15 protein-coding genes are annotated in these 14715 nt (G+C 62.2%); 10 read left to right on the forward strand and 5 right to left on the reverse strand.

Annotation, left to right across the window (positions count from 1 at the left end; translation table 11 throughout):
• The first annotated feature begins 154 nt into the window (after positions 1 to 154).
• Positions 155 to 778, forward strand: coding sequence for a TetR/AcrR family transcriptional regulator (locus tag NWF34_RS11000; RefSeq protein ID WP_258325040.1), 624 nt, complete (start codon positions 155 to 157; stop codon positions 776 to 778).
• Positions 775 to 1593 (forward strand): mycofactocin-coupled SDR family oxidoreductase, encoded by an 819-nt coding sequence (locus tag NWF34_RS11005; RefSeq protein WP_258325041.1) that lies wholly within the window; start codon positions 775 to 777, stop codon positions 1591 to 1593. The genes NWF34_RS11000 and NWF34_RS11005 overlap by 4 nt, the downstream gene beginning before the upstream one ends.
• 159 nt (positions 1594 to 1752) lie before the next feature.
• Here NWF34_RS11005 and NWF34_RS11010 read toward each other — a convergent pair whose 3' ends face one another.
• Entirely contained in the window at positions 1753 to 2646 is an 894-nt protein-coding gene (locus tag NWF34_RS11010; RefSeq protein WP_258325042.1) for an SGNH/GDSL hydrolase family protein, read from the reverse strand.
• A 490-nt stretch (positions 2647 to 3136) separates the two neighbouring features.
• On the opposite strand from NWF34_RS11010, the gene NWF34_RS11015 reads away from it, so the two are divergent.
• From NWF34_RS11015 to NWF34_RS11030, 4 genes are all read left to right on the forward strand, one after another.
• Positions 3137 to 3871: a hypothetical protein gene (locus tag NWF34_RS11015; RefSeq protein WP_258325043.1), complete on the forward strand. Its 735-nt coding sequence runs from the start codon at positions 3137 to 3139 to the stop codon at positions 3869 to 3871.
• Positions 3872 to 5059: 1188 nt separating this feature from the next.
• Positions 5060 to 6316 carry a hypothetical protein gene (locus tag NWF34_RS11020; RefSeq protein WP_258325044.1) on the forward strand — a complete coding sequence of 419 codons (1257 nt, stop codon included), beginning with the start codon at positions 5060 to 5062 and terminating at the stop codon, positions 6314 to 6316.
• Positions 6317 to 6847: 531 nt separating this feature from the next.
• Positions 6848 to 7474: a hypothetical protein gene (locus NWF34_RS11025; RefSeq protein WP_258325045.1), complete on the forward strand. Its 627-nt coding sequence runs from the start codon at positions 6848 to 6850 to the stop codon at positions 7472 to 7474.
• A gap of 1007 nt (positions 7475 to 8481) precedes the next feature.
• A complete protein-coding gene (locus tag NWF34_RS11030; RefSeq protein ID WP_258325046.1) occupies positions 8482 to 8607 on the forward strand; it encodes a hypothetical protein in 126 nt (41 codons plus the stop codon).
• Positions 8608 to 8650: 43 nt separating this feature from the next.
• Here the strand turns inward: NWF34_RS11030 and NWF34_RS11035 are convergent, their stop codons facing one another.
• On the reverse strand, positions 8651 to 8956 hold the full coding sequence (locus tag NWF34_RS11035) for a hypothetical protein (protein WP_258325128.1): 306 nt from the start codon (positions 8954 to 8956) through the stop codon (positions 8651 to 8653).
• 359 nt (positions 8957 to 9315) lie between these two features.
• On the opposite strand from NWF34_RS11035, the gene NWF34_RS11040 reads away from it, so the two are divergent.
• Both NWF34_RS11040 and NWF34_RS11045 read left to right on the forward strand, forming a co-directional pair.
• The gene (locus tag NWF34_RS11040) at positions 9316 to 9858 is read left to right on the forward strand and encodes a helix-turn-helix domain-containing protein (RefSeq protein ID WP_054828440.1); all 543 of its coding nucleotides are present in this window, start codon (positions 9316 to 9318) and stop codon (positions 9856 to 9858) included.
• Positions 9859 to 9871: 13 nt separating this feature from the next.
• Complete coding sequence (locus NWF34_RS11045; protein WP_258325047.1) at positions 9872 to 10129, forward strand: PIN domain-containing protein; 258 nt, start codon at positions 9872 to 9874, stop codon at positions 10127 to 10129.
• A 42-nt stretch (positions 10130 to 10171) separates the two neighbouring features.
• On the opposite strand, the gene NWF34_RS11050 is transcribed toward NWF34_RS11045, so the two are convergent.
• Positions 10172 to 11316 (reverse strand): IS3 family transposase gene (locus NWF34_RS11050; protein WP_375295646.1). Its coding sequence is split into 2 segments (ribosomal slippage): positions 10172 to 11052 and positions 11052 to 11316, totalling 1146 coding nucleotides; the frame shifts between segments, so codons are not numbered across the junction.
• Positions 11317 to 11458: 142 nt separating this feature from the next.
• Here NWF34_RS11050 and NWF34_RS11055 point away from each other — a divergent pair.
• A complete protein-coding gene (locus NWF34_RS11055; RefSeq protein WP_258325049.1) occupies positions 11459 to 11737 on the forward strand; it encodes a hypothetical protein in 279 nt (92 codons plus the stop codon).
• Between the two features lie 347 nt (positions 11738 to 12084).
• Here the strand turns inward: NWF34_RS11055 and NWF34_RS11060 are convergent, their stop codons facing one another.
• Positions 12085 to 13026: a hypothetical protein gene (locus NWF34_RS11060; protein WP_258325050.1), complete on the reverse strand. Its 942-nt coding sequence runs from the start codon at positions 13024 to 13026 to the stop codon at positions 12085 to 12087.
• A gap of 577 nt (positions 13027 to 13603) precedes the next feature.
• Between NWF34_RS11060 and NWF34_RS11065 the strand changes: the two genes are divergently transcribed.
• Positions 13604 to 13879, forward strand: a complete 276-nt coding sequence (locus NWF34_RS11065) for a hypothetical protein (protein ID WP_258325051.1) — start codon at positions 13604 to 13606, stop codon at positions 13877 to 13879.
• A gap of 432 nt (positions 13880 to 14311) precedes the next feature.
• Here NWF34_RS11065 and NWF34_RS11070 read toward each other — a convergent pair whose 3' ends face one another.
• Positions 14312 to 14590: a hypothetical protein gene (locus NWF34_RS11070; protein ID WP_258325052.1), complete on the reverse strand. Its 279-nt coding sequence runs from the start codon at positions 14588 to 14590 to the stop codon at positions 14312 to 14314.
• Positions 14591 to 14715: the final 125 nt, after the last annotated feature.

Raw genomic sequence — 14715 nt, forward strand, 5'->3', positions numbered from 1 at the left:
ACTCACCGATCCTACGAGTGAAGTCGGTCGCTGCTACGCCGATCGCTGGAAAGAGGCCGGCCCGCGTCTGGCAGCTCAGTGGTTGCGTAGGAAACTGCAATAGCAGCATCTGACAGTAATGGCGTCATCTGCCGGACGGACGTACTCTTGCTGCATGGGCGCACCGTCGGGCTGGCGTGAACGGCGTCAGCAGAGTGCCATGCTCGACATATCCGACACCGCGCTGGACATGTTCGCCGAGCACGGCTTCATCGAAACGACAATCGTCGATGTCGCGCAGGCTGCCGGCGTGTCCGAGCGCACGTTTCACCGATATTTCCCCACCAAAGGGCACGCCATCGCACCCGCTCTCGATGCCGGCTGGCAGGACTATGTGGACAGGTTCGCCAGCCGACCCCACTCGGAGTCAGTGGTAGACGGGCTTGTCGACTCGCTTGAGTCGGTTTTGGACGGCCCCCATGGCCGGCGGCACGCGACGTTTCTCAAGTCTCTGCCGAACTCACCGATGCTCGCGCCCGCTTGGCTGAGTGTGCATGATCGATGCCGCGCCGCGCTGCAGCCAGTGTTGGCCCGCCGACTCCAGCTCGACCCCAATGGAGACCGTGCCGAGTTCGTGGCCGCTTGTGTGATCGCCGCCAATCGGGTGGCCGTCGAACGCTGGTCGCGAGATCCGCGCCAGGCAATCGCCGCCACGGTGCGGACCTGTCTTGACACCATGGGCCCACTGTTGACCCCCGATCCCGGGTGTCGCACCCTCACAGAAAGCAGGACACCATGACCGCTGGAAAACTGGCTGGCCGAGTCGCCTTCATCACCGGTGCCGCGCGCGGTCAGGGACGCGCCGAGGCCGTCGCTCTCGCCAAGCACGGCGTCGACGTCATCCTCACGGATATATGCGCGGCGCCAGCCAAGACCGATTATCCCGCAACGACTCCCGAAGACTTGGAAGAGACGGTAGCCCTCGTCGAGAAGGCCGGGCAGCGCGCGGTGCACGCAGTGGCCGATGTGCGCGACCTGGGCGCAATGGAGGCGTTGGTGGCACGAGGGGTTGCGGAGTTGGGGCGACTGGACATCGTGGTCGCGAACGCCGGCATCGTCAGTTGGGGACGATTCTGGGAGATGACCCCGGAGCGCTGGCAGGACATGATCGACATCAATTTGACTGGCGTCTTCAACACGCTGCGCGCTGCGGCTCCGGTCATGATCGAACTCGGGAACGGTGGCTCGATCATCGCGACCAGCTCGGTGGCCGGGATCAAGTCGCTACCCGGACAAGCCCACTACAGCGCCGCCAAGCACGGTGTCGTCGGATTGGTGAAATCAGCCGCGATAGAACTGGCTCCGTACAAGATCCGCGTCAACTCTATCCACCCCTGGGGCGTAAACACCCCGATGGGAGCAATGGGTGCCGACGGAGAGAAGGTATTCGCCGACAACCCCTCTTACAGCGCCGCCATGGGCCAGTACTGGTTCGATCCGCCGATCTCAGAACCTGAGGACATCGCCAACACCGTTGTCTTTCTGGCCGGCGACGAATCCCGCACCATCACCGGGATTCAGCTACCGATAGACCACGGCGCAACCAAGATCTGACCCTACGCGGTCCACGGGATCGATCCGGGTTCGGTTGTCTTCCAAAGGCAACAGTCGGCCATTGGCTGGCTCCGATTCCAGTGGTAGATGATTCGGCCTTGCTCGCCCACGGACACTTCCTACCCCCGCTTTCGGGGAGCAGGTCCTCGAAGCGGTCCCTCAGCGCAGTGCGGCCACGACCTGATCGGCCATCGCCTGCTGGCCACGTGTGTTGGCGTGCATCGCCGGGAAGCTGACCGCACCCAACGTCGGCTCGACCCATCGCCGATCGCCCGCGCAGGCGTCGTGGCCGGTGGAGACCTTGGTCATGTCAACATAGGTTGCGCGTGTGGCTGCGGCGGCGCGGCGCATGGCGTCGTTGAGGGCGGCGAAGGCCCGGTGCAGGTATTCGATGTCTCCGGGCGCCGTAAGCAAAGACACCGAGCAGAGCGCAGTGCCCACGGCCGGGAAGATCTGCGGATACCCGACGAGGAGGACGCGGGCGCGCGGCGCGGCGCGGTTGATGCTGCGCAACGCGTTCACGAGGTCGGGGTATGTCGAGGAGTTGATCTTGTCGACCAACGAGGTGCCGAACTCATCGCGGCATGGGGCCGCCGACAACGGCGCGGACATCCAGGCCTGCTGGCAGGCCGAGGTCGAGTAGTTGAACAGCCCGTTGTTGTTTGCGCCGATCGTCAGGGTGATCAAGCGGGTGGCCGGTCCCACCGCGCTGATCTGCGGCCCCTGCCACCGGTATTGCGACCGGACCAGGTTCTTGGTCGTCGCGCCTGCGCAACTGACGTCGGCGACCGGGGTCCCGCGTCGCTTGGCGACAAGGTGGGAGTAGTTGACCAGCGAGTTCGAGCAGAAGGTTGCCGCACTCGTCGCCTGGGGGAACACTGATGCGCCTGCGCTGTAGCTGTCACCGAGATTCACGTACGGGTATCCGTCCGCTGCCTGGGCCCCGCCCGCCTGGGCGAGTCCGCCAACAAGAGCGACGGCGGTGGCCGCCGCGGTCAGCACGGATCGGATGCCGAGGCGTCGGCGGGGCCTGCGGCCGTACGGCAAGGGCATCCGGAACTCCAGATCGTGGTACTCAAGTGACTGATGTTGTTAGTTGAATTGAATCTAACATACGGGCCGACAAACCCACGCTCGGCGTCCGCATTTACGGGGATTAGCCCAATCGAGACACCCGTAACGTTTCGTCGCTCGTGACGAAACTCGTCGCACCACAATGATGCATTCGCGCGTCAGGTTGACATAGGGAGAAGGCCGAGTCTTCTCATCTGTTTCGACTCGTCCTCTTTAACCGGTACCGGGACGTGTTGAAGTAGGACGAGTGTCTGCGCGGCGGTATGCGGTAGGGACTAGGGGACTCGGCTGTCTGCACCGGGAGAGCCACCGGCGCCGGCGCGGGCTGTGTCGCGTCGAGGTCGAAGCCGAGGGGACCGCGGGCGGTCAGGTCGAACCACTCCGTGGTTTCGGTTCGTGTCGCTTCGGACGTGACCCGACGAGACTGCGTAATGACCTAGTTCTAGGCCTGGTGTGTGATCCTCGACGAATGAGTGGTGAGTGGGAAGACGTCAATCTCCTACATGATCTCGATCCGGCACGGTGGATCGACGTACGCCTCGGCGCCGCGAATCGCACCGAGGTCCGCTCGCTTGTGCCGTCTGGGTTTGAGCAGTACGCGCGAATATTGAACCCAGCGGAAATCGAGAACGCAGACTGGTCGGTGACTCCCGTTCGATGGGCAGACGTCGCTCGCGCTTCCGGCGCCATCATCCATGCAGGCATGCAATTTGCCGCGATCAGCGCCAATACACCCCCAAGACGCATGTTTTGTGACTACAGCCCCCGACAGAACGCGGCCGCCAGCGAGTTCGCGACAGGGTGCATCTCCCGTCTCGCTGAGGTGCTCGCAGAGCACACCCACACCCCGGACGAGTGCTTCTTCGGATTCTGGGAGGGCAACACTGCCTTCAGCGGCATCGATCCCACCATCCCGCGAATTGCTTTAGGAGGCGGCAACTTCCGCTACTACGTGCTGGACGACGCTGTCGGTCGTGCCGGTAACTCATTCCATGGCCTTATTGCCCATCTTTGGTGGCCCGCAGACCGCGAATGGTTTGTAGCAGCCCATTTCGACTTCGACAGCATCTTCGTCGGTCGGACCGCCGCGTGCATCGACGATCCAATTCTTGCCCCTGACCTGGAAGCATGGCAGGTCCACCCGGACCAACAGGTCATGGCTGACAGCGACACACTCAACCCGCTGCCATCTTCGATGCGCTGACTTCGCTCGCCGCCTCCCGATCCGAACCTACGAACTTCCGGCGCCGCCATACTGATGACGATGAGACCGCAACAACGAACCGGGCTCAGCAGGGACCACCCGTCGGGGACGTAGCCCAGGGGCGAGTAGTTGCGCGGGGTGCTTCACCGAAGACCGGTGGAGGCCCTAAAGCTCTTGCCGTCAATTGGGTTTCAACCTTCCTCCTTTACTGGTAACGGAAGGTGTTGAAGTAGGACGAGTTGCCTTAGCGGCGCTAGGCAGGGGACTAGAGGCTGGGCTGCGATCTGCTGCCGGGGTCAGTCCACCGAAGCCAATCGTTGAGCGGCGCAGCACGTAGGGTGATACTCCCTGCGATCTTCATCGGCACTTCGACAGCAGCTGGACACTCCCGCGCCTCGGTGAGCGCCGCTCATGGCATTTGGCCTGGAACCGGATGTGTGGCAATGGTGGGCGGGCCTACGTCCCTAATGACAACCGGAGTCACAGGTTGTGGCAGACGCGAAACAGCAGCGGTCCCTGGAGGGAAGAGACTCGCGCGCCGCACGTCGACCGGCACAGCGAGCGACGCACGCCATCGACTGCCACACTTTCGGTTCGGCACCAAGGCGGCCGCCTGATCGGCACCTTGCATATCACCGGCGACGGACAGCACACGCCTCCACACCCTCCATTTCGTCACATGTGACGATTCACTGGTGGCCTCCTAATGTGGTTGGCCTCCCTATGCGAAACTTGCTGCAGCCGAGAGACGTAGAGGAGATGGCGGGCGTATCTCGCTGCGAGGAGATGCGTGACTTAGGAGTCGCGCTGGCAGTGAATCTTCAGCTCTGGCGGTAGACCCTCGAGTTCACGGACCGCAGACGCCGAGCGGTCCACGGTCACAAAGAGCGTTAGGACGGTGCGCCGCCGCGGACCGGACCCTGACACGCCAGGCGGCGACGGCAACCGACACGCACGGTCACTCGAGATGCAGAGGGTCGAGTTCTCTCATCTGTTCTGACTCGTCCTCGTTAAGTGCCGATAAGATACATTATGTCAAGTCGTCTATCGCGAGTTGCATCAGCCGCGAACTCGACCCGCCGCCGAGGGCCTTGTCCCGCCTGCAAGCGTCCCAGTCGCCTGCTCGCTGGACTCGACAGCCATGCGCAACCAATCTGCACCGACTGCGCCGGCATCGACGATCCGCGGTTGACCTGCACACGGTGCGGCGACCAAGACGAACCGTACCGAAAGGGCCTCTGCGCCCGCTGCTGCCTCACCAGCGACCTCAACGCCCTACTCACCCCTCCCGATTCAGACGCGGTCGCCAACGAACTGAGGCCACTACTCGACGCCCTGACCGGACAGGACAATCCGCGCAGCGCCATTATCTGGCTACGCAACCCCGACGTCCTCGATCTGCTCACAGGTATCACCGCCGGCCGCTACCCCATCACCCACGTGACGTTCGCTGACCATGCCTCACCCCGTGCCGCACGCCACCTACGCGACCTCCTCGTCAAATGCGGGATCTTGACGCCGTACGATCGGAACCTAGACCGCTTCACTAGCTGGATCGACACCAAACTCGCGACGACGCCCATCCTGCAGGCACACGACGTGATTGCCCGTTTCGCGACGTGGAATCATCTTCGCAAACTCCGCACCCGAGCCGAGCAGGGCCCTCTCTCCGAGGGGCCCATACTCAACGCCAAACAGGAGATCACCGTCGCAATCGACTTCGTGAATTGGCTCCAGCGCAACGGCATTGAACTTGCGTCGACGACGCAGGCCGATATCGACCACTGGATAACCACCGGCCCCAGCACTCGCAGTACCGCGATGATGTTCGTCAAGTGGTGTATCCGACATCAACACCTGCCCGCGGACCTGGTGTTTCCGCGTCGTCAGGTTCGCCAGTCTCCGATCACTGATGACCGGCAGCGCTACGCCCGCCTCGCAGAGACTCTTCGCCGACCTGACACCCCAACCTGGGTGAAAGCCGCGACCGTCCTCCTCCTGATCTGCGCCCAACCTGTCACCCGAATCGCGGCGATCCGCCTCGAGGCAATCACCCACAGCGACAATGGTGTGATCAACATTGAGTTCGGCGAGACTCCAGTCAAGATCCCCACCACGCTCGCCGCTCCGATCACCGAGTTACTGCGGCGACGGCCCCACATGAAAACCGCTGCCAATCAGACGTCAGCGTGGCTGTTCCCCGGCCGGACCCCAGGCCAACACGTCAATCCCCAGGCGCTGATGAAGCATCTACGCGCCAACGGAATCGAACTCCGTGGTGCCCGCAACAGCGCTATGCGGGAACTGCTCCGCGACATCCCACCAGCAATCGTCGCCGACCAATTCGGTTTTCACCCCGGCACCACAGAACGACACGCGCTCGGTACCGGCACAGGCTGGAGCGCCTATCCCACACTGCACGGGAACCAGGAGGACACACCATAGACCGCGATCACCCGGTCCTGGCCAGACAACCATGAGCGTGGAAAGCCTTGCTAATCAGCAGTTTAGATGACACACAGGACTGCCGGATGGACAATCGAATGGTGATGCAGGGCGGTAACGAGGCAACCTTCCGAATCCAATTACGACCTGACCTACGAGGGCCGGAACTCAGCGACGCGATCCGTCACGCCGTCCTCCAACGCGCCGGTGACGCAGGGGCAGTCTCAATTGGCGACATCGAAGTGACCGGCTGCATCCTCCTAGACGATGGGAGAAAGCAGCACTCTGTCCGCGTTCGACTCTATTTCGGAGGGCCACACGCACGTCCACGCCCCTGAACACTTCACATCGCCAACCGAACCAGCATTCAATGGCACGTCGTTTGTCTGCTTCGTGGCATGGCTGCTCGAACGACAAGAGATCGAGAACGTGGCCAGCCACCTGATGTTGAGTCGAGCGCGATTGACGGAGCAACAATGACTTTGACAATCTGGTCAAGAGCGCTGTCGTGGTACGCGTAAGGAGGTTCAGATGGCACGACTCCCTGCAAATGAGATCCCAGCCAGGGCGGACATAGCAGCTGTCTTGAATCGCTCGGCGGATCTCGTTCTCGTACTCTCGTCGACCTGGGTCTACACCTCAGCAGTCCGGTTCGAGATCGACGTCTACAAACGCGAGCCGACGGTCCCACTTGCAACCTACGGCTTTGGGAGGCCCGAGCGCGGTAGCACATTCTTGCTGGCGTTCGAATGGGCAGACGACACCATCTCATCGAACCTCCCCATCTCAGAGCTCCACGGCGGACTCGTCCATGCCGGCAGTCACGGCGGCCCACAACAGGCACACATCACCTTGCGACTCGACCATCTGCCACCGGCCGGCGAGTTCGTCATCCACTCCGCCTGGCCATACTTCGACCTCGCCGAGGATCAAGTCAGTTTCGAGGCGCAACGCATTATCGACGCCGTGGAACACGTGCAAACACTGTGGCCGCAGGAGGTCCCCAGCTTTACCGCTTCCGACACCGCACCAACAACCGTCGACGGTGTGCTTGAAGCCCCCACCACCGGATGGTTCGGCCGACAGTTCACCGCCGCTACGCAGCGCTCGAAAACAACAGACCCAGAGGGTACGGGCTTTCACGTCACACCCGGCTGATCTCATACACCGCACACACACTGCAGTCGCGATCGATCACGTCATGCGCAGGGTGCCTGCAGTCTTTCGCGAGTTGTTGCAGCACTCCCGACTCGCCCACTCTGCCAGATTGTGCTGTCATCGGGCATCGAAGAATTGTGAGGACGCCGAGTGCCACCCCGTAGCGGTTTAGCCGCATCCATTACGGCGGTCGACAGTAGAACTCGGGGCCCGAGAACCCGCGCCTTCAGCAGTCATGCACTGCATATTGGATCAGATGCATCACCTCGCCACTCCTCCTGGTCCTGACCGCGGTCACGAACACCATTGTTTCGCAGCGGCATTCGAGCAAGCGACACAGCTTTGACGCGAGGCCGAGCGCTTGAGGCCGGGCCGCGTTGCCACGGAATTCAACCCGATGACCTGCGGATTGGCGTCGATGATGCATTGGATGAATCAATGATGCATCAGATGAGACGCCCTGGCGTTCTGTAAATGGATGGCCGCGGCAACCCGGTCCGGCGCATAGTCGTGGCATGCTGCGTTTCTCTGCTGATGTCTCGCCCGCGGACTGGATCACGCGAAGTCGTGACGCGACCGACGACGTCGCGTCGGGCCAGGCATGGAAGGCACTAGCACTGTTCGGCCCTCCTGAGTTCGAGGCCTACGCGCGAGTCCGCTTCATACCGGATCCAGACCGTCCCCATCAGGGCGTTCCGAGCGAAGACTTCACACAGGCCGTCTACGCAGGCTACGAGCACGCCATCGTCGCCAGGACGTGCAGAACTCTGGCTGCGGAGACGCGCAGCTCCGATGACTGCTACTTCGCGATCTGGGCCGGCTATCCAGGTGTGCTGTCTCCCTACCGGGTGGGCCCCGGATGCACATCCCCAACCGCGACTATCACCTCTACGTCGGCACACTGTCCGACCTCAAGGCGTGGGAGCAGCCACTGACACACGAGACGCCTGCGCTGCTTCACGACCCGCCGGCCTTCGTATGGCCGCCGACCGCCTGGTGCCTGGCCAGTGACGTGGATCCCGCACTGGGCCGGGATCGGAGCGGACACAACCACCATCCGTGCCCTCACGACCCGCGACGACATCGATGTCGTGACCGCAGCCCGCTACGGCCGCCAGCCGTTCTACGACTAACCCCACGGAGCCGAGAACGGATGCACGTCGCGGATTCCAATTACTAACCGTAGGTGTATCGCAGGTTGGCGTTGATCAGGTTGCCGATGCGTTGGCACAGATGACGGAGCTGACGGTCTTCCGGATAGGGCTGCTCGGTGAGCAACGTCCACCGCAGATCGGTACCACTGCGCCCGCCGCTCAGATCGAATACGACCCGAGCATCTGGCCGCTTCGTCCACAACGACGACCACACCACTCGCGTGGGTCGGTCGGACTCGACCACAGTGGGCGCAATCTCATCGTCCAAAAGGTGAAGCCAAGGGCGGGAAGGCTGCCGATTTGGGCTCACGAGGTCATCGAAGACCACGTGCGGCGGCGCCGGCTGATTCTTTTCTTTCGACGCGACAGCTTCCACACGACAAGATTCTCAACGCCTCACCGGACGTGCAACCACATTATGCAGCGACCGAATATGCAGGGTTACCACTAGTCCGTAGCTAAGGGCCGCCGTGAGCGCACATCCTGACCGAGGACACCCTGCATCTATTTAGTGCCTCCCGAGATCGACCTTTGGGAAGCAGCACTCGACAGGCTCCTCGACGAGCGGTGACCATCGTGCGCGGCGGCCATCTCCCAGTGGCCGGGGTGGACTTTTCCAACACGATCTGGCAGATTCGAACGTATCGAAAGGTGTTTCGTTCTGTTCGTATAGTGAGGTGGTTCGGCATGGCAACGCAAACCCAGGCGCTCGCTTCTGAGACGTTCCTGCCCGAGCATGCTGAGCAGCTTGCGCCGGTGCTGAGTTTCCTGCAAGCCCATGAACGGTCAGCCGGGGCTACTGCCCAGCCTTCATACGCCCTGGTCGGGGTCGACGAGCACGATCGAATCGAGCTGCCGGAGAACCTTCATCAGGTCCTCAAGCGGGTAGTTGAGGCAATGTCTCAGGGCCGAGCTGTCACCGTGGCGCCGCAGAGCATGACCCTCACGACGCAGCAAGCCGCCGACCTGCTGGGCGTGAGTCGGCCTACAATCGTCCGGTTGATCAACGACGGACAGATCGCTGCCGAGCGGGTTGGCAATCGGCATCGGCTGCTTCTTGACGACGTGCTTGCCTACCGGGATGCCCGTCGGACACGGCAATACGACGCCATCGCGGCGACGTCGGTGCCTATCAACGTCGAGGATGACCCAGAGGTGATCCGACGGCAGCTGCGCGAGGCCCGTAAAGCAGTTGCAGCACGTCGCAAGACAGCGAAAAGAGCTGGCTGACACAATCGACCCCATGTTCGTAGCCGTTCTCGACACCTGCGTGCTGTGGCCGAGCCTGCAGCGAGACGTTCTGCTCTCACTCGCAGCTGAGAACCTATATCGCCCCCTGTGGTCGGACGCGATCCTCGAAGAACTCGAGTTCCACGAGGCACGCAAACTCGTTGACCGCGGCGCCGATCCGGAAGACGCCGCGGCACGAGCAGCGCACCTCGTAGAGCAGATGGCAGCTGCGTTCGACGATGCCTGTGTCGTTGTGGCATGTCCCCGATAACCGGTCCAGGCAGTTCTAGAGCCAGTTCCTACTTGCAGTCTGTCAGTCGATCTTGCAGTCCACGGGGTGATGCCGGTGGGTGCATCCGGCAGCGTACTCGGCAGGGGTCTTGTAGCCCAGCGCCGAATGACGGTGTCGGTGGTTGTGGTCATCCTTGAAGTCGGTGATGACCACGCGAGCCTCGAGCAGGGTGGGCCAGCAGTTGCGGTTCAAACATTCATCACGGAGTCGGTTGTTGAACGACTCGATGAACCCGTTGTTCCAGGGCGTGCCGGGCGGAATGTAGGAAATCCCTACCGACCCTGCGCAGAAGTCTCGCAGGGCCTCTGAGATGAACTCGGGGCCGTTGTCCATGCGCAACACCATCGGCGGGCCACCCCAGATCGCGAACGTCTTCTCCAGCTCCTCGATCAGTCGCTGCGCGGGGATGGAGCGGTCCACGATGTTCAGCAGCGACATCCGGGTGTGCTCGTCGACCATCGACGCGATCTTGATCTTCTTGCCATCCACGGTGGAATCGAACTGAAAGTCCAATGCCCACACCACATTCGGCGCATCCGCGACCACGACCGGCACCGACGATTGGCCAGCCCGTTTCCGGCGCGGCGCCCGGCGCACCTGTAGGCCTTCCTCCTTCCACAGCCGATGCACCTTCTTCTTGTTCACCTCGATGCCGTCGCCGAACCGCAGGTGCGCCCACGCCCGCCGGAACCCGTGACGGGGGTTCTGGCGAGCGTAGGTACGCAACTGCTCACGCAGCCCGGCGTCGGGGTCGGCCGGAGTCTGCGCCAACGGCAGGCGCCGATAGGCAGATCGAGAGAGCCCAACTACCCTGCACGCCATACGTTCTGACATGCTCATCGCATCCTTGAGCATGTCGATCGCGGCCCGCTTGGCGGTCGGGCTCAGAATTTTCCCTTCGCAATTTCCCGCAGCGCGTCTTTCTCCAACTCTGCGTCGGCGAGTAACCGCTTGAGCCGGCTGTTCTGCTCGCGCAGTTCCCTGAGTTCTTTGGCCGCGTCGGCGTCCATACCGCCGTACTGGCGGCGCCAGTTGTACAGGGTGGCTGCCGATACCTCGAGGTCGGCGGCGATCTCCTCGCCGGTCTTGCCTTCGGCGGCCAGCTCGTCGGCTCTGCGCAGTTTGCGCACGATGTCCTCGGCCGAGTGGCGCTTACGTCCTGCCATGATCCCTATCGTCCCTTCTCCGCCCTCATCAGGGCAATCAGGACTCTAAAACCGCCCGGACCGGTTCACGGGGGACATGCCAGTTGGCTGGGAGGTGCTCGACGGTTCATTTAGCCTCCCGGATCCAGACGATGAGCACCTCGTGGCAGCAGCTGTCATCGGTGGTGCAGAGGCAATTGTGCCCAACAACATCTCAGACCTCCCCCAGGGGAAAGTGCCCGCTCAGATTCAGGTGATCAAACCACCTGTGTTTGTTGCTGACACGGTAGCGGTCTCGCCCGACGCTGCGGTCCGTGCGCTGCGGACGATGATTGGTCGACGCACCAATCCTCCTGAAACCCTCGAGCATGTACTCGAAGTACTGGAGCGGCGATACGGCATGGTCGACGCCGTTGAGATGATCCGAGCCGCCGCGAGCTAGATCCAACGAAAGTCGTTGGCGTGCAACCAATAATAGTAATTATGACATTTCGTCTGTGGCGAGTTGCATCATCCGCGAACTCGACACCCCCCGTATCGGTGTCGGATGACAAGGTGCTTGGGATTTTGACACCCTAGTTGAGACACGGTGACACGGACATGGGACTTGACCCGTCGTGACCTGCACAAATCTACCGGGTACTCCCAAATCGACTGTCATCTAGGCACAGTCGCCGTGCAGATCGGTTCGGGAGTCTGGCACCGATCGGATCTCGCACGTGCGGATAGTCGCAGATCAACCTCCGGAGCAGTCGTCATCGCTCCCATGTGCGTTTGACCACTGCACATCTAGGCGCTGTCTCGCAACGCGATCTCTTCTCGCGCGCGCTGCAACCGGCGATCACATTGAGCATCGCTGGCTATTCGGCGGAAGGCGAATCTATGGCCGTAGCCGCCGTCAGAGAGCCGGAATCCCAGTGAGCTGAGCAGATCCGCTTCAATATCGATAGCATTCAGCAGGATTGAGTCTAGTTCTGAGGCGTCGAGTGACGTACGGACGTCCGGGATGCTCTCGTAGAAGGCGACACGTTTGCCCCAATGTGCCGCGATGTAGTCATCCCAGTTCTGTCTCGAATGGCTTGACAGAGCTGATAAATCGGGCGTCGGACTAGAGTTGTATGCGGCGACGTATGCAAGGTGCTTGGTCAGCCAATCTTGCGTTGACATGACGGCATCGTGAAACTTCTCCACGTCTGAGCTAGCCGGGTCGACCAAGGCATTCATGAGTTCGCAGTTCAGCCAGAACATTGCGTCGTCAATGTAATCAACGCCGCCGGTCACTGCGACCGGATACCCGAGGTCAGCGAGCCCACGCTCGATCCGAAGTTCATCAATGGCCAGGGCGCCGAGGCACATCAGCAGCCAACGCCACTCGGAGTCAACGAGGTGCCGGCGGCCTGTCACTCCCTCGCCGCGTTTGCCGAGCTTGACGTGGCCGGCCTCATGCGCGGCGAGCCTTTCCAGCAGGAGGTTGTCACGGTTGCGCAGTTCGGGTGCGTTGAAGACGATGACGTCGCCGCCGGTAGGTGTGTGGTGGATCGTCTTTGCAGCGACGATTCCCGCTCCCCTGCCGGCTGAATAGGCGGGGTTCCGGGTGAGTCGCTGAACGGTGTCTACGAAGTCATCGACGATCGCGACCCGGGCGTCCGGCTCTGACATTGCAGTGAGCCCCGCTTCGATCGCGTTCAGCTGATCCTCGCGGAAACCTACTCCAGTGACCTCAGCTTGCATTCGGCACTCACTTTCGTTTCACCGGGCCCGAAGCCGACGCTCCAGGGCTCGGTATTCAGCATAGATTTGAGCGCCGACAAGACCTGCGGCGTTGGTTCCCGCCCGACTGATCGGGAGGCGAGTAGCGCGCCTCCGACTGACCATCCACCTGTCGCAGGACAGATCGGCTTGGAAGTCGCGCACTCGCTGGCACCGATCGGATCTCCCGCGTGCGGATAGTCGCAGATCAACCTCCCGAGTAGTTGTCACCGCTCTCACTTGCGCTGTCATCCGACAATCGGGGGTCACACCCACCGCCCGAACGGCCACCCTACTTGCGAATACAAGCCGTTGAGTGTCTTGGGGCGCAGGCCGCCTCGCCGTAATGCCGCGGTTCGCGCTGCCGATTCGCTGGATCAGCCAGTCGTGTTCTCCAAGCGAGGACTTCTCACGGCCCGCGTACGCGGGCTACGAGCACACCATCGTCGCTAGAACGTGCCGGGCCCTGGCTGCGTCGACGCGCAGCTCTCACGACTGCTACTTCGCGATCTGGGCCGGCTATTCAGGGGCCGTGTCTCCCCTGCCGGGAGGACCCCGGATGCATATCCCCAACCGCGACTACCACCTGTACACCGGTGCACTATCCGAAATTGGGAAGTGGGAAGAGCCCTGGACACCCGAAACACCTGAGCTCCTCCGAAACCCGCCAGCCTTCGTATGGGCCGCCGACCACGCCTGGTGCCTGGCCAGCGACACCGATCCTCATTGGGCCGGGATCGGCGCCGACACAGCCACCATCCGCGCGCTCACAATCCGAGAAGACATCGACGTCGTACCTGCCGACCGGTACGCTCACCAGCCGTTCTACGACTAACCGCTCACACCGCGCACAGCGGCTCATACGCAGGTCCGAGATCGGGGACCTAGACGATGTGGCCGCCAGCATCCTGCTGGACAACGGAAGAAAGCAGCGCTCTACGCGGGTTCGCCTCTACTTCGAAGGGCCACACGCGCACGTCCACTCCCCAGAAAGATCGCGCCGCCAAAGGAATCGAAGAGGCGGTACCACCGCCCACCCAATGAGCCAGACCCCACAGACCACGGGATGGCGATCAGCGCAACGGATTACGCCAGCCCAGCTCGCGGGCGCGGTCCAGGATGATCCGTTCGCACCGGGGCCGGTCACTCGGCGAGTTCCGCCAGGTCTCAACGGCGTCGGCGATCGTGGGCAGAACTGTCACCTCTCGGCCGGCAGCGGGAGCAGGATGCTCAGCGGCAAGGATGTCGCTCCATAACCAGCCACCGATCACGGGGTGAACGAAGCCGTCGCCGCGACGCCAGGTGGAACGCGCTGAGGATCGAGGTCACGGGGCTCGTTCTGCAGTGCGGCGAGGTAGCGAATTCCCCCACCTGCGAACGTGTCCCAAGTGCCTTCGTAGATCGAGTACTGGGTCGCGCAGAAGATGAAACGGTCGAAAACGTCCCTTGCGAATGGGGCGGTCCGGCGCATGTTGTCAACCTGGGACACCGATATGGCGCCATATAGCAGATGGTCGAGGATGCGATCCTCGAGATCGAGACTCATGTGCAGTCCTCATGCACTAGGGGCACCGACGGACGACGCCGTCGGGCATGAGGTCACCTTCGACGAGGATAGCGGCACCGGAGAATTGCCCGAACCCCACGTGCGACCCCGCAGCCGTATTAGCT

This window comes from Gordonia sp. GONU (genome assembly GCF_024733855.1).
Taxonomy (GTDB): domain Bacteria; phylum Actinomycetota; class Actinomycetes; order Mycobacteriales; family Mycobacteriaceae; genus Gordonia; species Gordonia amicalis.